Origin of the sequence: Haloferax sp. KTX1, from assembly GCF_902410085.1 — an archaeon.
Classification (GTDB): domain Archaea; phylum Halobacteriota; class Halobacteria; order Halobacteriales; family Haloferacaceae; genus Haloferax; species Haloferax massiliensis.
This window is the reverse complement of the sequence record NZ_CABPRH010000007.1, coordinates 36,162-55,796: the sequence shown is the minus strand read 5'-3', so window position 1 is coordinate 55,796 and position 19,635 is coordinate 36,162. Positions and strand designations below refer to the sequence as shown.

Here is a 19,635-nt window from a genome sequence, read left to right as displayed (position 1 = left end):
TGTGGCCATCTCGACTGGTTTCGCAACACCCGAGCTGAACGTAGAGTGTGAGCTCAGCACGAGCCAACTCAATTTCTCTCAGGATTTCCCAAAAAGTCGATAAGGATACAGTCACCCTTGGTGACATGGTTCCACCCTCCACAACACCCGACTTCATACTCGCCGGAGTCGCGCTTACCGGTTCGTCGTTTTGGCTGTTGTGGACTCGGAAGAACTCACTGAACAAGACGCTTCAGGCCCTCGTTACTGTGTTCGCATTAGTCGGCGTAGCCGCGTTGTTGTTCATGACGCTTCATCGCTTTGGCTACTTTGATGCAGTCTTGTATCCGAGACCTGGGTTCTCTGAACTAACTCCACTGTGGCGGGTTCTCCCGGCAATCGGGGCAGAAATAGCGAGTATTCTCGCTCTTTCGTTCGTCATCACCCGGCGCAAGTTAGGTGAGAATCACAGGAATACAACATCAAACTGAGCCCCCGTCTCGTGCAACATATGCGCGCTGTATTCAGCACGCCCTCAGCAAGCTATCAGCGGCTGAGGATTTCAACAGTACCGCCAGCGTAATCCCCGCCCGCCGACACCGGCCGCAGTCTCCGAGACCGGCATCACTTTTGTCCACCCCCGCTTCGGCGTGGGTATGGACGCGGCGACCCGACTGCGCCGACTGCTCGACGACGACGACCTCCCGGCGGGGACCGACCTGCCGCGGTGGCTCGCACCCCTGCCGGAGTGGCTGGAGAACTTCGGCCTCAACATCGCGTGGCTCGTGGTCGTCATCAACCTCGTCGGGACCGCCTTCGGCTTCTGGTACTACGGCTACCAGTTCAGCATCGAACCGACCGCGATGTGGCCGCTCGTCCCCGATAGCCCCGTCGCCACGCTGTTCATCGCGCTGTCGCTCGCGCTCTGGAAACTCGGGCGCTCGAACGAGTACGTCAACGCCCTCGCGTTCTTCGGCTGTCTCAAACTCGGCTTGTGGACGCCGTACGTCCTCCTCGCCTTCAAAGGCGAGTTCTCGTACCTCCACTGGGCGATGTACAACTTCCTCTTCTGGAGCCACCTCGCCATGGTCGTCGAGGCGTTCCTCATCCAGCGGTACGCCGAGTTCCCGAGTCTCGCCGTTCTCGTCGCGGTCGGCTGGTACGGCCTCAACGACCTCGTGGACTACTTCGTCCCCATCGCGGGCACGCCCCACCACACGCTCATCCCGGCCGAGCCAATCGTCGACGGCGTCGTCCAGCACGTTTCGCCAGCCCACGAGTACGCCGCGGCGGGTGCGGTTCTCCTGACCGTCGCGGCGACGTTCCTCGCGCTCGCGACGCGGGTCGCGAAGCTCGAACGCGGCGGCATCGACTGACCGGGAACCGACGCGTCGTCGACTGATTCGGACGTAGCCTTTTGTCCCGCCGCCCCTAACCGACGAGCTATGCGCCTCTTCGACCGCGTGACCGACCTGCCGGTGACCGTCGAGTCCGTCTCCCGCGACCGCTTCGAGAGCGACACGTCGAGCGGCTTTCTCCGTAAGACCACGGTGTTCTCGCTCGCCGGCGACGGCGCGGTCGGCCGCGGCGAGGACGTGACCTACGACGCCGAGGACCACGACGCCCTCGCGAACGCGCCCGCGGACGTGTTCGACCTCGCCGGAAGCTACGACACCTTCGCCGACTTCTCCGCGGCGCTCGACGGGGTCGACCTGTTCCCGACGAAAGCGCCGGAGCGCGAGACGGCCGCACACTACCGGCGCTGGGCGCTCGAATCCGCCGGGCTCGACCTCGCGCTTCGACAGGCCGGCACCGACCTCGCAAGCGCGGTCGACCGCGAGCGCGACCCGGTTCGGTTCGTGGCGAGCACCCGACTCGGCGACCCGCCGTCGGCCGACCGCGTCGAGACGCTCCTCGACCGCGACCCCGACTGCGAGTTCAAACTCGACCCGACAACCGACTGGCACGACGAGCTCGTGGCGTCGCTCGCCGCCCGCGATTGCGTCCGCATCCTCGACCTCAAAGGGCAGTACGAGGGGACCGACGTGGACCAAGCCCCAGACCCCGACCTCTACGAGCGCGTGCTGTCGGGCTTTCCCGACGCCGTCGTCGAGGACCCGGCGTTCACCGACGAGACGCGCCCGCTGTTCGACGGCCACGAGGGCCGCGTCTCGTGGGACGCCCCGATTACCGGCGTCGACTCCGTCGAGAGCCTGCCGTTCGAGCCGTCGTGGCTGAACGTCAAGCCCTCGCGGTTCGGTACGGTCGAGTCGCTGTTCGACACCATCGAGTACGCCGCCGAACGCGGGATGTCGCTGTACGGCGGCGGCCAGTTCGAACTCGACGCGGGCCGCGCCCACATCCAACTGCTCGCGTCGGTGTTCTACCCCGACGGCCCGAACGACGTGGCACCCCGCGAGTACAACCTCCCCGAGCCGCCGGCGGAACTGCCGACGAGCCCGCTCGTGCCGTCGGCTGACCCGTCGGGGCTGGGGTTCTGAGAACCGAAAAACAGTCGCTTCAAACGGACGCGCCGAGGGGTGCGCCGGCCGCGCTTACTCGCCTTGCTGGACTTCGAATATCTCGTCGGCGACGAGGCCGTGGGCCTCCTCGTGGACTTTCGCCCCGGCCTCCTTGTTCGGTGCCTCGAAGAGGCAGAAGACCGCGCCGTCCGTCTCGTCGACCCAGTAGTGTTTGTAGTTCACCCCGTACTTGCCCTGCGTCTCCAGGTCGGCGCGGTGGGCCTCGGCGACGTCTTTCGCACTCCCCTCTACGTTCCGGTGTACGTCCATGTATAGCGGCATGGGTGCTAGTGTATAGCACTCCGGAGCTCATAACCGTTCTTCGATAGTTACCAGAATATTCTGATATAACCGTCACGGCCCGAGTCAGCTTGGAGTATCGCCGGTTCGAACCTCACAAAACCGCCATCAGATTGTCGTCAGGTCCTACTATCGTCGCCGCCGGCCTCACTCCTCGCTCGTCCGGAACTCGTCGCTGTCGGCGTGGGCGCGGACCCACAACTCGCCGATTCTGGAGAGGCGCGTCCGGTAGGACTTCCCGCGTTCCTCCTGTTCGATGTAGCCCTTGCCGCCGGGGCCGAGGCGATCGACGTTGTAGATGACCTTCGACCGGAAGGAGTCGGTGTACTCCTCGTTCATCTCGCGGGCGAGCGCCTCCGCGAGTTCGGAGACCGAGCCGAACTCGCCGTGTTCGCCGAGTTTGAACAGGATAACCTCCTCGAACGGCTTGACGTTGGAGAAGGAGGCCACCGGGAGTTCGACGATGTGGCGGCCGTCTATCTGCTTCGCGCCGATGGTCGTCCCGCGCTCGTCGAACTCCGACAGCAGGTCGGAGGTGGCGTCGAGGCGCTCGCGGATGCGGTCGGCGTCGATTTCGCCGGAGTCGAGGAGGTCCGAAAGGAGCGCGCGCTCGGTCCGCAACTCCTCGGCGAGTTCGGTTTCGAGGTACTTCTCGGGGGCCGTGTAGTAGGTGTGGATGCGCTCGCGGTCGGCCTGTCGCTCGACCATGATGGAGTGGGCGGCGGTGGCGAAGGCAAAGGAGACCGGGCGGGGCATCGCGCTCACGTTGACCCACACCTCGCCGGGTTCGTCGTCGTCGCCGCGGAGTTCGTCGTCGGCGTCGAGTTCCGCGTTGATGAGGTCGTACGCCTGCTCGAACGCCGCGTCGTAGTCGTACACGTCGTCGACGATGACGCGCTCCGTCTCCGCGCCGAGGAGGTTCTCGAAGTCCTTTTCGAGTTTGCCCGAGAGGTTCCGCGAGTACTCGACGTTCGCCTCGCTCCCGACGGCCCCTTCGAGGAGGATGACGCGGTCCACGTCCAACTGATCGCGGATGAGCGGCGCGATGAGTCGGTCGTAGTCGAACCCGACGGGAACGATGTGCGTCTGCATACGTGGTACGTGGGCGGGGTCGGTTATGAAACCGACCAACTGACCCGACTATCACACCTCGTCCCACACCGCGCGGCCCCACCGTTCCCACGCCAGCCACGCCACCACGCCGCCGACGAACGCGACGCCGAGGTTCACCGCGACGCCGACGAGGCCGATAGCGACCACGAGGGGGTAGCCGTCCGCGCGGGACAGACTGGTCAGGCTCGTCCGCGCCAGCTGCAGGCCGATAATCGCCAGCACGACGCCGAGCATGGCGACGGGGTAGGCGGCGACCACGTCCGCGGCGAACAGGGCGACGAGGACGTAGCCGACGCCGAGAATCACGTTCGCGCCGGCGGTCCGCGCGCCGAAGGCGTACTTGCCGGCGACGCCGCCGCTGCCGTGGCACATGGGAAAGCCGCCGAGGGGGACCGCGAGGAGGTTCATCGCGCCCATGCTGGTGGCGAGTTCGTCGGCGGAGACGTCGCGGTCGAAGTAGTCCGCGAGCAGGACCGACGTGGCGAGCGCGGCGTTGCCGACGGTCATCGCCAACTGGGCGACTGCGGCCTCAGCGACGGAAAACGAGAGATTGTCGAGCGAGAACAGCCGGGGTGCGCCGACCGAGGGGACCGCGAGAGACAGATGGCCCACGTCGGCGAACGCGACCGCGCCGCCGACCGCGAGGACCGCGAGCGCGCTCACGTTCGAGCGTCTGGTGAGGAATGAAACGGCGGCGACCGCGACGGCGAGCCCGGCGAGCGGGAGGTCGGCCGCGCCGAGTTCGAGCCCGGTCGACAGGAGGACGAGCGCGACGCCGAACTGGACGCCGCGGACGACCGGCGCGCCGATGTACCGGCTCACGCGACCGAGCGAGCGGGTCCGACCGATGGCGAGGAGGACGACGCCGAGGCCGAACCCGGCGAGGAGCGCCTCGCCGGTCGTGACCGTCTCGGCGAGGACGAGCGCCGCGAGCGCCTTCATCGGTTCGACCGACAGCGGGGCCGCGTAGTACAGCCCCCAGACGACCTGAAACACGCCGAACCAGACGAGCACGACGGCCAGCGAGAGGTCGGTCAGGCGGGCGACGGCGACGACGATGGGAAGGACCGTAACCGAATCACCGACCGCGCCGGTGAACTCGTGCCACTCGAAGTCCACCGCGAGCTCGTCGCCGTACGGGAACGAGACGCCCATTGGGTGGTGATTCCGCGTCGACGGGGAAATGTATTTGCGTAATCGAGAGACGGAACAGTGGCCGGTTCGAGAAACTGAATTGGGTTACGCCGGCCTCGACGCCCCGCGGTCGTCGACGCCGACGCTCACTCGAACGTCGAGAGGTCGAAGTGGACGCCGCCGCGGAGGTAATCGATGCCCATAAACAGCATCACAGGGGCGAGCAAAAGCGCGGACAGCCCACCGAACAAGGGGTCGCCGCGGGCGTCGAGGACGGACGAGAGGCCGTTCACGAGTATTGCCAACCCGAAGCAGACGTAGCCCGCGCCCGCGACGACGTGCCATCCGAGGGTCGTCGACCCGAGAGCGACCGATTCGCGGAGTCCCGAGACGACCAACAGCACGCCGGCGGCCACGAACAGCGCGACCCGGGCGAACGAAAGCGGGTGCGCGAGCGCGCCGAGAAACGCGAGGCCGCCCGCGATGAGCAGGTCGAACACCCCGACGACGGCGAGGAATCGGCGGTCCATGTGCGTCGCTTTCGGCGCGGAGATGTAAAACTAGCCACAGCTCTGCGGCCGACCGACGGCGAGCCCGTCGGAGCCGCCAGCCGCTCACCGCGTCGTCGACAGGTCGGCCGACTCGACGACGGTGGCGAACTCGCCGTTGAGGTGCGCCAGCGCGGTGCGGTGCAGCTCGTCGGCCGAGAAGCGCTCGCCGTCGTAGCCCTCGCGGTCGAACGTCGCCGTCGCGTCCGCCGGGAGGTACACGTCGAAGCCGAGGTTCTCGGCCATCCGGGCGGTCGTCGAGACGCAGTGGTCGGTCGTGAGGCCGCAGACGACGAGCGTCGAATAGTCGCGCTCGCGGAGCCACGCTTCGAGGTCGGTGCCGATGAAGCCGCTGTTGACGCGCTTCGTGAACACGGGTTCGCCGTCGGCGGGTTCGGTCTCGGGTTTCCACGCGAAGCCCTCGCGGTCGCTCCGGAGCGGCGAGTCGGGTTCGGTGGAGTCGTGGCGGACGTGGACCACCGGGCGGTCGGCCGCGCGCCACGCCGCGAGCAGGTCGGCGACGCGCGCCTCCATCTCGGGGTTGTTGCGGTCGCCCCACGCGGGGTCGTCGAAGCCGACCTGCATATCGACGCAGACGAGGACGGCATCGGCCGGGAGGTCGGAAGCGGTCATCGGCCGACCCTCGAATCGGACCCCGCCATCAGTCGTCCGCCGGGGCCGCCGGCGTTTTCGGGTGCTCGCGAGTGATGCGAATCGGGCACTCGTCGGGGGCTTGCGACTCGTCCGACGAGAACATGTACTGCGGCCACTCGCGGTCGCCCTCGACGCCCCAGTCGCCGAGGTCGGCGTGCGGGCAGACGCCGTCGTACTCCTCGATGCGGTTCTGGATGACCGCGCGGGCCTGCTGGCCGGCCTCGGTGTCGGCGGTGATGCCGTCGAACAGCGCCCGCGGCTGGAAGGTGATTTCGAGCCCCCACGGGCAGTAGCGGCTGACGCGCTCGTCGTAGAACGGCGCGCGAGTGGTCGGGAACATCGGCTCGCCCCCGAAGGAGAACTCCCACGTCGGGTCGTCGGGGTCGGTCGGGATGTCCGCCGGCCACGGCTCGGGGTCGTTGACGTGGAGGAACTGGAGGACGTGCCAGAGGCGTTCGTGGTAGTCGGCTTCGGTGAGGTCCTCCGCCGGCGGCTTGAAGAACGCGACGAGCGAGCACGCCTCGGAGTAGTCCGGGTACACGTCGAGGTATTCGAGGAGCGTCTCGCGGAGCGCCAACAGCGCGTCCTTGTCGGTCATCGAATCGACGAACGTGTAGAGGGCGTCGCCGTTTCGCTCGGACTCGATGCCGAAGTAACAGGGGAACGGCGCGCCGTCGCGGTCGCCGAGCATCGTCTCGTGGAACGTCTCGTAGTGCTGTCTCGCCCAGTCGGGGAGGTCGCCATCGTCGAGGCGGTGGCGGAGCACGTCCTGCTCCATGAGCACTTGGTGGCCCGACTCGTTCATGCGCGTCAGTTGGAGCCAGCGGCTTTGAGGGTTCGGGTTCGAGGGGCGAACTCGGCCTCGAAACGGCGGCTCAGCCCTCATTTTCGCGGTCGAAGCCGCCTCCGTTCCCGCGCTCAGAGCGGGCGGTCGAGCTTCAGGTAGCGCGTCTCGTAGCCCATCGACTCGTAACACGACCGGGCGGCGTCGTTGTCGGCGTGGACGCTCAGCGCGGCCCGCTCGCACCCCCGGTCGCGGCCCCACTCGTGGGCCCGTTCGAGGAGTGCCGTGCCGACGCCCTCGCCCCGCGCCGGGGACGCGACGTAGAGGTCTTTCACCTTGGCGACCGACCCGCGGGCGAACACCGGCGGCGACTCGGACGCGGCGACCGTGACGTAACCGCGGAGCGACCCCTCGGCGGAGTCAGGGGCGGGACCGGACTCCGCCGCCGACTCCCCGTCCGCGACGGCGACGAACGTCTGAACGCCCTCGGCGTCTACCCGCTCGGCCCGGTAGTCGAGCGCCTCGGCGCGCGCATCGACGTCCTCGGCCAGCGCGTCGTAGTCGTCGACGTCGCCCATCTCGTCGGCGAACGGGAGCCACAGGTCGTCCACTAGTGCCTCTACCTCGTCGGCCCGAAGCGGTCGAATCTGCATGAGTCACCGACGACTCGCGGCGGTGTCAAAAGAGTAACCGTATTCGGCGGTCGCCGGAGGCGATTTTCGACCGCCTCACTCGATTTCGAGGCCGCTCGCGTCCGCACCGTCCTCCGCGCCCTCGTCCCACTCCAGTTCGAACTCGACGCTCAGTTCGTAGGGACCGCCCGCGGGACCCTCGCGCTCGGCTTTCACCTCGAACGTCGGCGACGCGGGAGGTTCCATCGTCACCGTCTGGTCGCCTGATTTCAGCGTAATGGGTTCGCCCGCGTCGAGTTTGTCGGCGACGGTGCGGAGGTACGACGCGATTTCGGCGCGAGTCTGTCGGTTCTCGGATTCGAACAGCACTTCTTCGGGCATGGGAGGTGGTTACTCGCGCAGGAAGATAAGGTTCGTTGCGGCGAAAGCGGACGGGTCGGCGCGGAGTCGCGGACGGGTCGGTGCGGCGTCAGTCGGCCCGGAGACCGTCGGTGAAGCGAGACTGGTTCTCCTCGGGCGCGGCGGCGGTCAGCGCGGAGACGCCGACGGTCAGAAGCGCCGACAGCGCCATGCCCCAGAGGGCGTAGTCCCACGTGAGATACGTTGCGCCGAACAGCGTCATCGACCCGACCTCTATCGCGGGGACGAACACGTGCGCGAGGTAGAACGCCTGCGAGCCGAGGATGCCGGCGAACATCCCCGACCGGGTCGTCCGCGACCAGTAGAGCGCGACGATGACCGGCAGGGCCATCTGGGCGAACCCGCCGAAGGCGGTGTCGCCGACGGAGACGAGCGTGCCGGGCCGGAACAGGCTGGCGACGAAGGTGAGCGTGGCGAACAGGGCGACGCCGATGCGGGCGAGCCACGCCTCGCGGGCGTCGCTCGCGTCGGGGTTGACGAAGGGGCGGTAGAGGTCGCGGGTGAAGTACGACGACCCGGAGAGGAGCATCGAGTCCGACGACGACATCATCGCGGCCATCGCGCCGGCGATGACGAGCGCGGCGAACCACACCGGCGTGTACTCGTTGAGGAGCACGGGGAGGACGTTCGCGCCCTCGGGCACGGTGACGCCGAGGCCGGCGGCCCACGTGCCGAGGATGAACGCGGGCACGAAAAGCAGGACGACGAGGACGGGCCACAGCGCGAACGAGCGCTTGAGGACCGCGCTCGACTTGGCGACGAAGAAGCGCTGGTTTATCTGCGGGAACATCGCCACGCCGAAGGCGATGGTGACGGCCGACGAGATGATGAACTGCGGCGAGTAGACGCCGCCGCCGAGCGAGAGGAACTCGGGTTCGTTCGTGGCGAGGGCGTTCGAGAGCGCCGTGGGGCCGCCGGCCGCGGCCGCGACCCAGCCGACCGCGAGCCAGACGACGCCGAGCATGAACAGCCCCTGAAGCGTGTCGGTCCACGCGACGCCGCGGAGGCCCGCGATGACGACGTAAGCGATCATGAACACGGTGATACCGGCCGCGCCGGCCCAGTACGGGACCATCCCGTTGGTCAGGCCGACGATGGCCTCCCCCGCGCCCATCTGCTGGAGCATCACGTACGGGAACAGCCAGAACAGGCTGATGCCGGCGACGACGGCGCGCAGGCGGGTCGAGCCGAAGCGGTCGCCGAGCATCTCGCCGAGGGTGACGTAGCCGTGGGCGCGGCCGACGAGCCACTGCTTGTAGCCGACGACGTACCAGAGGATGGCGAACAGCACGCCGTCCATGACGCCCATGACGAGAATCCACTCGGGGCCGGCACGGTAGGCGAGGTCGGGGCCGCCGAAGAACGTAAACGCCGACAGGAGCGTCGCGAAGGTCGTAAACAGGAGGACGACGGTCCCGATGGAGCGACCGGCGAGGTAGTAGTCCTCCGCGTCGCGGCTGGTCAGCCGGTAGGCGAGCAGGCCGACCGCGAGCGCGACGACGAGGTACGCGCCGACGACGCCGAGTTGGACGCCGAGCGCCGAGACCATCAGCGACTCTCCCCCTCCCCGACGATGCCGCGGTCCCACGCCGTCCGGGTGAACAGGTGGAAGACGACCGCGGTCAGCCCCATCCAGCCGATGTGCCACCAGAGCCACAGCGGCAGGCCGGCGAACACCCTGCTGTCGCCCCAGAGGAACCACGGAACGGCGAACGTCACGAGGATTGCGAAGACGGCAATCCAGCGGTAGTCGATGCGTACTCGCGTCATTCGTAGGAACGATAATCGATAACGAGGCGTGAATCTTACTCTATCGACCTACGTTGCCCCCGATTGAAGAACTATTTTCTTCAACAATGGCTGTCGAATGACCGAGACCACCCACGTCACGGCCGCGGTGCTGGGCCGCGGTCCCGTCGTCAGTCGGTCGGTCGCGGCGAATCGAGCGCCGAAACAGTTTCCAGCGGCGCGGACGAGCGGGGAGACATGAACTTCGGCATCCAGCTCTACTCGCTTCGAGACCTCGACGAGCCGACCGCGGCGCTCGTTCGCCGCGCCGCGGACGCCGGCTTCGACGGCGTGGAGTTCGCGGGCGTCGACGACGCGGCGGCGGTCCGCGCGGCCCTCGACGAGACGGGCGTCGCCGCGCCCGCCGCCCACGTCCCCATCGAGGAGCTCGAAGCCGACCTCGACGCGGTCTGCGAGCGATACGGCGCGCTCGGCGTCGAGACGCTCGTAGTGCCGTATCTCCCGCCCGAGGCGTTCGCCGACGCCGACGCGGTCGACGAGACCGCACACCGGCTGGACGACCTGACCGCGAAGTGCGACGACCGGGGCGTCAGACTGCTGTACCACAACCACGACCACGAACTCGTCACGGTCGAGGGCGAACCCGCGCTCGACCGACTCGCCGAGGAGTCGGGAATCGGTTTCGAACTGGACCTCGCGTGGATTCTCACCGCCGGCTACGACCCCGTCGCGTACCTCGACCGCTACGCCGACCGGACCCCGGTCGTCCACCTCAAAGACGTGGTGGTCGACGCCGACGCGGAACGCGGCGGGCGGCCGGTCCACCTCGGCGAGGGCGACCTCGACGTCGACCGCTGTCTCGCGGCCGCCCGCGAGGGGTTCGTCGAGTGGGCCGTCGCCGAACACGACTTCCCCGAGGACCCCGCGGCGTTCTGCCGGGACGCCGGCGAGTTCGTCGCGGCGCACCGAACCGACGAGGAGGCGTAACGAATCGGCCGGTCGTCGACGGCGGCGGAAGAGCGGCGATTCGCCGGCGACGACGCGGGTTCGCGGACGGCGACGATCGGCCGGCCGACGTTCGAATCGTCGGCCACGATAGATATTTCCCTCGGGCGCAACTTATATAATGACGTTCGTGGGGACGACCCATGACGCCATCACAATCATCACATCACCACCCCCTACGGGGTGACTTCACCAATGGACGACACTGCAAAATATCTCATTCACGCTTCCATCTCCGCCGACGGGGTCGTCGAACGGAGCGACGTCGTCGGGGCCGTCTTCGGCCAGACCGAGGGCCTCCTCGGCGACGAACTCGACCTCCGCGACCTCCAACAGTCCTCCAAGGTCGGTCGGATAGACGTACAGATAGACTCCGAGAACGGCCACTCGTTCGGCCAGATGACCATCGCCAGCAGCCTCGACAAAGTCGAGACGGCCATCCTCGCGGCCTCGCTGGAGACGCTGACCCGCGTCGGTCCCTGTCAGGCCGTCATCGAGGTCACGAACATCGAGGACGTGCGCGAGGCCAAGCGCCGGATGGTCGTCGAGCGCGCCAAGGAACTCCTCACGGAGTCGTTCGACGACACCGTGATGTCCTCGACCGAGATTCTCGAAGCGGTCAAAGAGAGCGTCCGCGTCGAGGACATCACCGAGTATCACGGCCTTCCGGCCGGCCCCCGCGTCGCCGACTCCGACGCCATCATCGTCGTCGAGGGGCGCGCCGACGTGCTCACCCTCCTCCGCTACGGCATCAAAAACGCCGTCGCCGTCGAGGGGACGAACGTCCCCGACTCGGTCGCCGGCCTCACCCAAGAGCGGACCGTCACGGCGTTCCTCGACGGCGACCGCGGCGGCGAACTCATCCTGCGCGAACTCTCGCAGGTCGGCGACGTGGACTACGTCGCGTTCGCGCCCGACGGCCAGTCGGTCGAGGACCTCGACCGCGCGTCGGTCGTCCGCGCCCTCCGGAACAAGGTCGCGCTCTCGTCGCTCCCCGACGACGGCGACGGGGACTTCCGGGCCGCCGTCGCCGCCGTCAACGGGACGGGGGAGGTCCCGACGGACCCTCGCACGGAGTCGCCGACGACTGAGGCGTCGTCGACTCCATCCGCAGACGGCCCGGCCAACGGGTCGGCCGATGCGGTCAGCGAACCGCCCGCCGAAGGGGCCACCGGGGGCACCGTCGCGGTCGAAAAGCCCGCCGATACCGCGGGCGAGAACGCGGCGGCCGACGCCGCCGCCGACGCGGAGGTGTTCACCGAGTCCGAGGTCGAGGCCGTCGCCGAGGCGGTCGAACCGGCGGACGAACGGCCCTCGCTCGCCGACCACGTTCGGGAGGTCATCGCCGACGAGAGCGGCATGGCCCGCCTGTTGGACGCCGACCTCGACGTCGCCGACGAGGTCGCGGTCGAGAAAGTCTACGACGCCGTCGAGTACGCCGACCCCGCCCCGGCAATCGTCGTCGTCGACGGCGAGGCGAGCCAGAAGCTCGTCGACATCGCGGCCCAGCGCGGCGTCGAACACGTCGTGGCGCGCTCGGCCGGCGAGTACGTCAAAAAGCCCGTCAGCGTCCGCGTCAGAACCGCGGACCAGCTTCTCGACTGAGAACGGACACGCCGCGACGCCGGCCGAGGCGACCGGCCCCGGTCAGTCGAGAACGAGTCGAAGCCCGTCGTCGCCGTCGAACGCGTCGGGGACGCGGGCGTCCAAGCGGAACCCGATCGCTTCGTAGCAGGCGCGCGCGCCGTCGTTCCCCGGATGGACCAGCAACGTGAGCGGCGCGTCGGCCGCGTCAGTCGTGTCGGCCGCGTCGGCGTCAGAGCGGCTCGCGTCGCGGAAGGCGTCCACGAGCGCGGTGGCGCGCCCCTCGCGCCGGTGGTCGGGCGAGACGGCGAGTTCGGTCAGGTGCGCGCCGACACCGAGGAGGTAGCCGACCGGCCGGTCGGCGGCGTCGACGGCGACGAGGAGCGTGCCGACGGCGGGCCACGCGTCCAAGAGGTCGGGAGACGGGTGGGAGACGAGTCGCTGGAGCGACTCGACGGCCGGCACGTCGGCGGCGCGGGCGGGGCGAACACCCGTCGCGGCCGCGTCGCCCCCCGTCACAGCGGAATCCAGACGACGACCGCGCCCAGCGCGCCGGCGAGCGTGGCGAGGAAGTTGACCGCCTGATTGCCGAGGCCGGCCCCCTCGACGGTCGCCCCGAGCAGGCTATCGACCGTCATCCCGACGAGGCCGCCGGCGAGGACCGCGATGGCTGCCGTCTGCGCCGGCAGGGGAAGCACCAGCACGCTCACGCCCGCGACGAGGGCCGCGCCCAGCGCGCCGGCGACTTCGCCCTGCCACGTCACCGCGCCGTCGGTTCCGGCGGGGACGGGTTTGAGCGAGGTGATGAGCCGCGGCTGGTCGAACAGCCCGCCGATTTCGCTGGAGAGCGTGTCGCTCATCGCGGCGGCGGCCGACCCGGCGAACGCGAGGACGAGCAGGTCGCTGGCGAGGGGGTAGCCGAGGGTCTGCGCCGCGGCGTAGCCGACGACGGCGACGAGCGAGACGCCCGAGTTGCCGAGGACGTTGCCGGTCCCGCGAGCGCCGTCGTTGTCCTCGGCGACGCCGCGTTCGGCCTTGCTGTCGTACCGGAACTTGGTGGCGAGCGCGCCGACGCCGAAGAAGGAGACGAGCACGAGCGCCCAGCCGAAGCCGCCGAAGACGACCGCGAAGAGGAGGAGGAGCACGCCGGTTATCATGCCGGCGACGGAGGCCGTGCCGAGCGCGTAGGCCGCGTAGCCGAGCGCGACCGTGAGGGCGAGCGCGACGCCGGTCTGCGTCGGCGACACCGGCCCCGCGAGCACCTCGACGCCCCAGAGGACGAGGCCGATGGAGAGCATGACGAGCGGGTCGTCGCGCTCGTAGAGGGCCGTCCTGAGCACCGCGCCGACGAGGCCGCCGACGGCCGAAAGCAGGATGAATCGCGCGAGGAGCGCGGCGTCGCCCGTCAGCGACGCGATAACGACCTGTCCCGCGGTGCCGGCGAGGACCGCGGCCGCGACGAAGCCCGCCGCGCGAAGCGACTCGTCGGACGTTCTCGAACCCACCAGTCGCGCGCCGAGGTTGCCGTAGGCGAGTATCAACACCGCGGCGGCGAACACCGAAAGCGGCATCGTGACGCGCGGGACCGTCGCCAAGAGGGCGAGGCCGGTCGCGGCCAGCGCGAACCCGGCGAGTCCGTTGAGCCGGCCGTCCTGCCGGTCGCCGGGGCGCGCGAACAGCTCGAAGAGGGGGCCGTCGTCGACGACGAAGGCCGCCAAGAGCGCGACTGCGGCGAAGGGCGCGAAGGCGGCCGCGCCGAGACTGGGGGCCGCGAGGGCCAACGTCCCGACGACCGCGAATCCGCCCGCTCGCCGTACCGTGGAAGTCACACCATGCGGTATCCCCGACGCGCACTTAACCCTCCCGACATCACCGACGACCGCACCACACCGGGTCCGCGGGCCGGCGTCACGGACCCGTGCCGCGGCGGCGACCGCGGAGGTGACGCCGAACCCGAAGCGTTAGGAGAATCGCCGCGAGAACGACTCCCGTGGGACTGTACGACTCCTATCTCGCCCTCCGGTTCCGCCTCGACGACGCCGACGCCCCCGAGCACGTCGCGCTCGTCATCACCGAGCGCGACCTGCTGGAACAGGGCGCGTACGACACGCTCGAAGCGTTCGTCGGCTGGGCGTTCGAGTTCGGAAGCGACCGCGTCACCATCTCCGTGAGCGTCCTCGACGAGGCGGTCGTCCCGACGCTCGCCCGCGAGCTCCGCGACCTCGACGTTCCGCACCGGGTTGAGCTCCGAGAGCCGGGCGACACCGAGCGCGCCGACGCCCCCGTGCAGGTCAGTATCGGTCTCGGCGGGAAACGCGAGTTCGCCTCGGTCGTCCGGTCGCTGGCCGAGGAGGTCGAGGAGGGCGCGCTCGACCCCGACGACATCGACGCCGCGGACATCGAACGGCGACTCGTGTTCCCCGACGAGCCCGACTTCGTGGTCAAGACGGGCGCGGAGCGCCTGTCGGACTTCATGATCTGGCAGTCCGTCTACGCCGAACTCTACTTCACCGACGTGAACTGGCGGGACTTCAGGAAGCGGGACTACCTGCGGGCGTTGCGGGACTATCAGGACCGTCAGCGGAGATTTGGCCGGTAGGGCGAATCACGTGGCGGCGGTGCCGACGCGCTCTCCTCGACCACACAGATATGTTGATTGAGTAGCAACACGAACCCAATGCCCTCCACCCCGACCGACAGGACAGACCTCCTCCCGTCGCCACCGCCGTCCAGCGAGTGGCTCGAAGACGGCCACGTCCTCCTCGCGCTCTCGCTGTTGCTCATTCTCTGGCTCAATCGGCCCGCCCCGCCGGACTGGCCGTGGGCGCTCGTCGGCGTCGCTATCGTCCCGCCGTGGCTGTTCCTCGAATCGCGCTACGACGACTGGCGCTCGTGGGTTCCGACCGTCGCCTACATCGGGATGATGCTGGTGTTGTGGCCCCGGCAGGAAGCCGAGTTCGTCGCCATCGTGCTCGGCCAGAGCGTCGCGTTGCTGGGATGGTTCTGCTGGCGGACGTTCCGACGGCGGGTTCGACCGCCGGCGTGACCCCTGTGGTCTCTCAAACCGCTGTTTGTGCTTACAGAAGACATATTGTTAGACGGCTGAACGTTCCGACATGAACCGCCGCGAGGTGCTGGCGTTGTCGGGCGCGCTCGCCGCCGCGACGATAGCCGGCTGTACGGGCGACGGTCAGCCGTCCGCGGAGACCGAGACGGACACCGAGGCGACCACCGCGACCGCGACCACGGACACGTCGACAGAGACCCCGAACGACGAACCGCCGGCCGGCGAACCGAGCGTGAACGACGAGCGACTCGCCGCGCTCGCGGCCGGCAACGCCGAGTTCGCCCTCGACCTGCACAGACAGGTCGCGTCCGAACAGGGCGGCAACCAGTTCCTCTCGCCGTACAGCATCTCCGTCGCGTTGGCGATGACCTACGCGGGCGCTCGCGGTGCGACCCGCGAACAGATGGAAGCGACGCTCCACTACACCCTCGGCGAGAACGTTCACCCCGCCTTTGCGGACCTTCGGGCGGCGCTCGAAGAGCGGGAGACGGCTCGGGACCCGGTCGATGGCGGCGAAGCCGACGCCTTCCGACTGGCCGCGGCGAACGCGCTGTGGGGCCGCGAGGGGTTCGCGTTCTCGGAGGAGTTCCTCGACCGCCTCGAATCGAACTACGGGGCCGGGCTCCGGCGGGCCGACTTCGCCGGCGACCCGGACGGCGAGCGAGCGCGAATCAACGGGTGGGTCGCCGACCGGACGGAGGGCCGAATCGAGAACCTGCTTCCGGCGGGCGCTGTCACGCCCGACACGGCGCTCGTGCTCACCAACGCCATCTACTTCATGGCGCAGTGGGCCCACACGTTCGACCCCGAGGACACCGAGGACGGGACGTTCACCGCGCTGGACGGGGCCGAGTCGACGGTGCCGCTCATGCGGCAGGAACTCAAGGCGAACTACGCCGATCTCCCGAGCGCGCAGGCAGTCGAACTCCCGTACGTCGGGCGAGACGTGTCGATGGTGCTTCTGCTCCCGGACGAAGGCGAGTTCGAGTCGTTCGAGCGAAGTCTGACCGCGAGTCGGCTGTTCGGCGTCTTCGAGGCGATGCGAGAGCGAATCGGCGACGTCGTGCTCCCGCGGTTCGAGTTCGAGACGGAGGTCCAACTCTCCGAGGCGCTGTCGAACCTCGGGATGTCCGCCGCGTTCGGCTCGGACGCCGGCTTCGGCGGAATGGTCGAGGGTGACGGGTCAGGCCTCGCAATCGACGAGGTGTTCCACAAATCGTTCGTCTCCGTGGACGAGGAGGGAACGGAGGCCGCGGCGGCGACGGGCGTCGTCGTCGAAAGTTCGCTGCCGCCGAGCTGGGGCGAACTCCGGTTCGACCGGCCGTTCCTGTTCTGCGTCCGCGACCGGCCGACGGACGCGATTCTGTTCTACGGTCGCGTCGTCGACGCCGGGGCTGCGCAGGGCGACGGATAACCGCAAAACAGCGGGCGTCGGCCTCAGTCGGCCGTCTCGTCGGTCCGCTTCGCCAACTCGGCGGACACCTCGTCGGCCCCCGACGAGGGGAGTTGCTCGCGGAGCCGACCCGCGACGGTGCGGGCGTCCTCTAACTCGACTTCGGCGACGGCCCGGACGAGCGTGACGGCGCGCTCGGTCCGGGTGCGCTGCCACGACTGCTCTCTGGACTCGTAGGTGCGGATGCCGCGGAGGAAGTCGACCTTCGAGAACTCCGGCCAGTAGGGCGCACAGAAGTAGACCGCGGCCTCGTTGCCGTTGGCGTGCCACGGCAGGAAGTTCGAGGTGCGCTCGTCGCCGCCGGGGCGGATGATGAGGTCCACGTCGCGGACGGGCTTTCTGGACAGGCGGCGGTCGACCGCCGACACGTCCACCTCGTCGGGCGAGAGGTCGCCGCGCTCGACCGCCCGGCAGACGTCGCGGGCGGCTCCGAGGAGTTCGGCCCGGCCGCCGTACGCGAGGGCGATGTTGAGGGTGAAGCCGTCGTAGTCGGCGGTCCGGGACTCCGCGTACTCGACGGCGTCGCGGACGCGGTCGGGGAGCATGTCGACCTCGCCGATGGCGCGCACGGCGACCTCGCTCTCGTGGACGCGGTCGGCGTCGGCGAACTCGTAGAGCTTGTCCTCGATGAGGTCGAAGAGGGGTTCGCGCTCGTGGTCCGGGCGGTCGAAGTTCTCCGTCGAGAAGGTGTACAGCGTCAGCTCCTCGATGCCGAGTTCCTCGCACCACGTCAGCACGTTCTCCGTCGTCTGCGCGCCCGCCTTGTGACCGTCGGGGGCGTCGTCGCCGTTCTTCCGGGCGTACCGACGGTTGCCGTCCTGAATGATGGCGACGTGGGTCGGTCCGTCGTCTATCTCCCGGTCGAGCACCCGCTCGTAGGCGCGTCGAAAGCCGCGTCGGACCCACCCGAACATATACCCTCGGTCGTCTCCCGAGGCAATGTGTCTTGTGGGGTATCGCGTCACACGGTGCGGCGTGGTGCGGGGACCCACCCCAAAATGGCGGGTTCCGACGGTGGACGACGAATCGCCACCCGTTTGTACCTCCCCGAGAAGACTCGGACATGAGCAAGACCATCGACGAGGACCTCTACCAGCGGACCCTCGCGCTGCTCGAACCCGGCGATATCGAACTCGTCGGGACCATCGTCCACACCGACCTGACCAGCCGCGAGGACCTGGAGATGCAGGAGCTGACCGTCGAAATCAACGAGGTAATCGCCGAGCACGCGGGGAAGGGCGACGCGTGGATTTACGCCGGCAACGACGACACCGACTTCTCGTCGAACCAGTTCCAGGGCCTCTCCGTCGAGGACGACGAGTTCGTCTGGGAGTGCCAACAGCTCGTCCGCGACGGCACGTTCGACCTCGTGTTCTACTACGAGGCTATCGCCGACCAAGACGCCATCGTCGAGGGACTCGAAGCGCTCGACGACATCGACCGTGTTACGCCGGTCCCCTGAGACGGGGGGCGGCCCGTCGTCGCTGGAACGCCTTTTTTAGTTCACGGGCGCGGGTGCTCGACTCGCTCGCGTCGACTGTTCACCGGCTGTTCGCCGGGCGTTCGCTCCGGTTCGTCACGGTGAGAACAAGCGAGGCGTTTATCCGCCTCGCATCCCGAGTGACGCCCATGATACAGGCGGACGCGGACCTCTCTCGTCTCGACCGCGCCATCGTCAACGCCTTCCAGGGCGGCTTCCCCGTCGTCGAGCGTCCCTTCGAACCCGCCGCGGCCGCGCTCCGCGAGCGCGGGGTGGACGTGTCGGCGACCGACCTCTGCGAGCGGGTTCGGACGCTCGACGAGGAGGGCGTCCTCTCGCGGTTCGGCGCGCTCGTCAACGCCGAGGAAATCGGCGGCACGGCGACGCTCGTCGCCATGCACGCGCCGCCCGAGCGGTTCGACGAGGTGGCCGAGCAGGTGAACGCCCACCGCGAGGTCGCACACAACTACGAGCGCGAGCACCCCCACCTGAACATGTGGTTCGTCGTCTCGGTCGCCGACGAGTCGCGGGTGGACGAGGTGCTCGGCGACATCGAAGACGAGACGGGCCAAGCGACGTACAACATGCCCAAGCGCCGCGAGTTCCACGTCGGCGCGAAGTTCCTCCTCGACGGCCCCGTCTCCGACGGCGACCTCGATCTCTCGCACCTCGGCCCCGACGTGGAGCCGACGGACGCGCGCACCCTGACGCCCGACGAGCGCGACCTCGTCATGGAGATTCAGGGCGGCCTGCCGATTACCGAGACGCCCTACGCCGACGTGGCGGCGGCACTCGGACAGGAGCCGTCGTGGGTCGTCGAGACCATCAAACGGTTCAATCTGGAGGGGAAGGTCCGCCGCGTCGGCGTCATCCCGAACCACTACGCGCTCGGCTACTCGGAAAACGGGATGACCGTCTGGAACGTCCCCGACGACCTCGTGGCGGAGGTCGGCCCCGAAATCGCCGCGCTGGAGTTCGTCACCCACTGCTACCGCCGGCCGCGACACGAGGGCGTCTGGCCGTACAACTTCTTCGCGATGACACACGGTCGCTCCGAGGCGGAGAGCGAGGCCCGCGTCGAACAGGTTCGCGAGGTCATGAGCGACTACTGGGACGTCGGCGACGACGACTGGGACACCCTGTTTTCGACGCGCATCCTGAAGAAGACGGGAATCAGACTGGACGAACGAGCCGAGGCGAACACTGCGTGA

At 68.6% G+C, this 19,635-nt stretch carries 23 protein-coding genes; 10 read left to right on the top strand and 13 right to left on the bottom strand.

From position 1 onward, the window contains the following. The first annotated feature begins 47 nt into the window (after positions 1-47). The 3 genes from FY251_RS12390 to FY251_RS12380 all read left to right on the top strand — a co-directional run bounded on the left by FY251_RS12390 (position 48) and on the right by FY251_RS12380 (position 2,480). Positions 48-470 (top strand): hypothetical protein, encoded by a 423-nt coding sequence (locus FY251_RS12390; protein ID WP_255516692.1) that lies wholly within the window; start codon positions 48-50, stop codon positions 468-470. Between the two features lie 165 nt (positions 471-635). Next, on the top strand, positions 636-1,355 hold the full coding sequence (locus FY251_RS12385; RefSeq protein ID WP_148415157.1) for a DUF1405 domain-containing protein: 720 nt from the start codon (positions 636-638) through the stop codon (positions 1,353-1,355). Between the two features lie 69 nt (positions 1,356-1,424). Next, positions 1,425-2,480 (top strand): hypothetical protein, encoded by a 1,056-nt coding sequence (locus FY251_RS12380; RefSeq protein ID WP_148415156.1) that lies wholly within the window; start codon positions 1,425-1,427, stop codon positions 2,478-2,480. A gap of 54 nt (positions 2,481-2,534) precedes the next feature. Here the strand turns inward: FY251_RS12380 and FY251_RS12375 are convergent, their stop codons facing one another. From FY251_RS12375 to FY251_RS12330, 10 genes are all read right to left on the bottom strand, one after another. Then, positions 2,535-2,771 carry a DUF4242 domain-containing protein gene (locus FY251_RS12375; RefSeq protein WP_007275693.1) on the bottom strand — a complete coding sequence of 79 codons (237 nt, stop codon included), beginning with the start codon at positions 2,769-2,771 and terminating at the stop codon, positions 2,535-2,537. Between the two features lie 177 nt (positions 2,772-2,948). Then, the gene (locus FY251_RS12370) at positions 2,949-3,893 is read right to left on the bottom strand and encodes a DUF6293 family protein (protein WP_148415155.1); all 945 of its coding nucleotides are present in this window, start codon (positions 3,891-3,893) and stop codon (positions 2,949-2,951) included. Positions 3,894-3,944: 51 nt separating this feature from the next. After that, positions 3,945-5,069, bottom strand: coding sequence for a putative sulfate/molybdate transporter (locus tag FY251_RS12365; protein ID WP_148415154.1), 1,125 nt, complete (start codon positions 5,067-5,069; stop codon positions 3,945-3,947). Between the two features lie 125 nt (positions 5,070-5,194). Then, a complete protein-coding gene (locus FY251_RS12360) occupies positions 5,195-5,578 on the bottom strand; it encodes a hypothetical protein (RefSeq protein ID WP_148415153.1) in 384 nt (127 codons plus the stop codon). A gap of 84 nt (positions 5,579-5,662) precedes the next feature. Then, on the bottom strand, positions 5,663-6,229 hold the full coding sequence (locus FY251_RS12355; RefSeq protein ID WP_148415152.1) for a cysteine hydrolase family protein: 567 nt from the start codon (positions 6,227-6,229) through the stop codon (positions 5,663-5,665). 28 nt (positions 6,230-6,257) lie between these two features. Beyond that, on the bottom strand, positions 6,258-7,055 hold the full coding sequence (locus FY251_RS12350) for a YqcI/YcgG family protein (protein WP_148415151.1): 798 nt from the start codon (positions 7,053-7,055) through the stop codon (positions 6,258-6,260). 113 nt (positions 7,056-7,168) lie between these two features. Next, complete coding sequence (locus tag FY251_RS12345; RefSeq protein ID WP_148415150.1) at positions 7,169-7,687, bottom strand: GNAT family N-acetyltransferase; 519 nt, start codon at positions 7,685-7,687, stop codon at positions 7,169-7,171. Between the two features lie 75 nt (positions 7,688-7,762). Beyond that, positions 7,763-8,047 carry an amphi-Trp domain-containing protein gene (locus FY251_RS12340; RefSeq protein ID WP_148415149.1) on the bottom strand — a complete coding sequence of 95 codons (285 nt, stop codon included), beginning with the start codon at positions 8,045-8,047 and terminating at the stop codon, positions 7,763-7,765. 88 nt (positions 8,048-8,135) lie between these two features. Beyond that, positions 8,136-9,635 carry a sodium:solute symporter gene (locus FY251_RS12335; protein ID WP_148415148.1) on the bottom strand — a complete coding sequence of 500 codons (1,500 nt, stop codon included), beginning with the start codon at positions 9,633-9,635 and terminating at the stop codon, positions 8,136-8,138. Next, on the bottom strand, positions 9,635-9,856 hold the full coding sequence (locus FY251_RS12330; protein WP_089781695.1) for a DUF3311 domain-containing protein: 222 nt from the start codon (positions 9,854-9,856) through the stop codon (positions 9,635-9,637). Before FY251_RS12330 ends, FY251_RS12335 begins: the two co-directional genes overlap by 1 nt. A 216-nt stretch (positions 9,857-10,072) precedes the next feature. Here FY251_RS12330 and FY251_RS12325 point away from each other — a divergent pair, with 216 nt between their 5' ends. Together FY251_RS12325 and dnaG are read left to right on the top strand one after the other, a co-directional pair. Then, on the top strand, positions 10,073-10,822 hold the full coding sequence (locus FY251_RS12325; protein WP_148415147.1) for a sugar phosphate isomerase/epimerase: 750 nt from the start codon (positions 10,073-10,075) through the stop codon (positions 10,820-10,822). Between the two features lie 213 nt (positions 10,823-11,035). Beyond that, the gene (gene dnaG / locus FY251_RS12320) at positions 11,036-12,445 is read left to right on the top strand and encodes a DNA primase DnaG (protein WP_148415146.1); all 1,410 of its coding nucleotides are present in this window, start codon (positions 11,036-11,038) and stop codon (positions 12,443-12,445) included. A gap of 42 nt (positions 12,446-12,487) precedes the next feature. On the opposite strand, the gene FY251_RS12315 is transcribed toward dnaG, so the two are convergent. Then, positions 12,488-12,943 carry a GNAT family N-acetyltransferase gene (locus FY251_RS12315; RefSeq protein WP_148415145.1) on the bottom strand — a complete coding sequence of 152 codons (456 nt, stop codon included), beginning with the start codon at positions 12,941-12,943 and terminating at the stop codon, positions 12,488-12,490. Beyond that, positions 12,940-14,253, bottom strand: a complete 1,314-nt coding sequence (locus tag FY251_RS12310; protein ID WP_148415144.1) for a DUF92 domain-containing protein — start codon at positions 14,251-14,253, stop codon at positions 12,940-12,942. Before FY251_RS12310 ends, FY251_RS12315 begins: the two co-directional genes overlap by 4 nt. A gap of 161 nt (positions 14,254-14,414) precedes the next feature. On the opposite strand from FY251_RS12310, the gene FY251_RS12305 reads away from it, so the two are divergent. From FY251_RS12305 to FY251_RS12295, 3 genes are all read left to right on the top strand, one after another. After that, the gene (locus FY251_RS12305; protein ID WP_148415143.1) at positions 14,415-15,023 is read left to right on the top strand and encodes an undecaprenyl diphosphate synthase family protein; all 609 of its coding nucleotides are present in this window, start codon (positions 14,415-14,417) and stop codon (positions 15,021-15,023) included. A 78-nt stretch (positions 15,024-15,101) separates the two neighbouring features. Beyond that, a complete protein-coding gene (locus tag FY251_RS12300) occupies positions 15,102-15,470 on the top strand; it encodes an Rz1 protein precursor-related protein (RefSeq protein ID WP_148415142.1) in 369 nt (122 codons plus the stop codon). A 70-nt stretch (positions 15,471-15,540) separates the two neighbouring features. Continuing rightward, positions 15,541-16,905 (top strand): serpin family protein, encoded by a 1,365-nt coding sequence (locus FY251_RS12295; protein WP_148415141.1) that lies wholly within the window; start codon positions 15,541-15,543, stop codon positions 16,903-16,905. 23 nt (positions 16,906-16,928) lie between these two features. Here FY251_RS12295 and uppS read toward each other — a convergent pair whose 3' ends face one another. Continuing rightward, complete coding sequence (gene uppS / locus FY251_RS12290) at positions 16,929-17,858, bottom strand: polyprenyl diphosphate synthase (protein ID WP_007275676.1); 930 nt, start codon at positions 17,856-17,858, stop codon at positions 16,929-16,931. Positions 17,859-18,007: 149 nt separating this feature from the next. Here uppS and FY251_RS12285 point away from each other — a divergent pair, with 149 nt between their 5' ends. Together FY251_RS12285 and FY251_RS12280 are read left to right on the top strand one after the other, a co-directional pair. Next, complete coding sequence (locus FY251_RS12285; RefSeq protein ID WP_148415140.1) at positions 18,008-18,406, top strand: DUF5778 family protein; 399 nt, start codon at positions 18,008-18,010, stop codon at positions 18,404-18,406. A gap of 167 nt (positions 18,407-18,573) precedes the next feature. Next, the gene (locus FY251_RS12280; RefSeq protein ID WP_148415139.1) at positions 18,574-19,635 is read left to right on the top strand and encodes an Lrp/AsnC family transcriptional regulator; all 1,062 of its coding nucleotides are present in this window, start codon (positions 18,574-18,576) and stop codon (positions 19,633-19,635) included.

Coding starts and splice junctions, on each gene's coding strand:
- FY251_RS12385 (WP_148415157.1), top strand. CDS start 636: ATGGACGCGGCGACCCGACTGCGCCGACTGCTCGACGACGACGACCTC.
- FY251_RS12380 (WP_148415156.1), top strand. CDS start 1,425: ATGCGCCTCTTCGACCGCGTGACCGACCTGCCGGTGACCGTCGAGTCC.
- FY251_RS12375 (WP_007275693.1), bottom strand. CDS start 2,771: ATGGACGTACACCGGAACGTAGAGGGGAGTGCGAAAGACGTCGCCGAG.
- FY251_RS12370 (WP_148415155.1), bottom strand. CDS start 3,893: ATGCAGACGCACATCGTTCCCGTCGGGTTCGACTACGACCGACTCATC.
- FY251_RS12365 (WP_148415154.1), bottom strand. CDS start 5,069: ATGGGCGTCTCGTTCCCGTACGGCGACGAGCTCGCGGTGGACTTCGAG.
- FY251_RS12360 (WP_148415153.1), bottom strand. CDS start 5,578: ATGGACCGCCGATTCCTCGCCGTCGTCGGGGTGTTCGACCTGCTCATC.
- FY251_RS12355 (WP_148415152.1), bottom strand. CDS start 6,229: ATGACCGCTTCCGACCTCCCGGCCGATGCCGTCCTCGTCTGCGTCGAT.
- FY251_RS12350 (WP_148415151.1), bottom strand. CDS start 7,055: ATGAACGAGTCGGGCCACCAAGTGCTCATGGAGCAGGACGTGCTCCGC.
- FY251_RS12345 (WP_148415150.1), bottom strand. CDS start 7,687: ATGCAGATTCGACCGCTTCGGGCCGACGAGGTAGAGGCACTAGTGGAC.
- FY251_RS12340 (WP_148415149.1), bottom strand. CDS start 8,047: ATGCCCGAAGAAGTGCTGTTCGAATCCGAGAACCGACAGACTCGCGCC.
- FY251_RS12335 (WP_148415148.1), bottom strand. CDS start 9,635: ATGGTCTCGGCGCTCGGCGTCCAACTCGGCGTCGTCGGCGCGTACCTC.
- FY251_RS12330 (WP_089781695.1), bottom strand. CDS start 9,856: ATGACGCGAGTACGCATCGACTACCGCTGGATTGCCGTCTTCGCAATC.
- FY251_RS12325 (WP_148415147.1), top strand. CDS start 10,073: ATGAACTTCGGCATCCAGCTCTACTCGCTTCGAGACCTCGACGAGCCG.
- dnaG (WP_148415146.1), top strand. CDS start 11,036: ATGGACGACACTGCAAAATATCTCATTCACGCTTCCATCTCCGCCGAC.
- FY251_RS12300 (WP_148415142.1), top strand. CDS start 15,102: ATGCCCTCCACCCCGACCGACAGGACAGACCTCCTCCCGTCGCCACCG.
- FY251_RS12295 (WP_148415141.1), top strand. CDS start 15,541: ATGAACCGCCGCGAGGTGCTGGCGTTGTCGGGCGCGCTCGCCGCCGCG.
- uppS (WP_007275676.1), bottom strand. CDS start 17,858: ATGTTCGGGTGGGTCCGACGCGGCTTTCGACGCGCCTACGAGCGGGTG.
- FY251_RS12285 (WP_148415140.1), top strand. CDS start 18,008: ATGAGCAAGACCATCGACGAGGACCTCTACCAGCGGACCCTCGCGCTG.
- FY251_RS12280 (WP_148415139.1), top strand. CDS start 18,574: ATGATACAGGCGGACGCGGACCTCTCTCGTCTCGACCGCGCCATCGTC.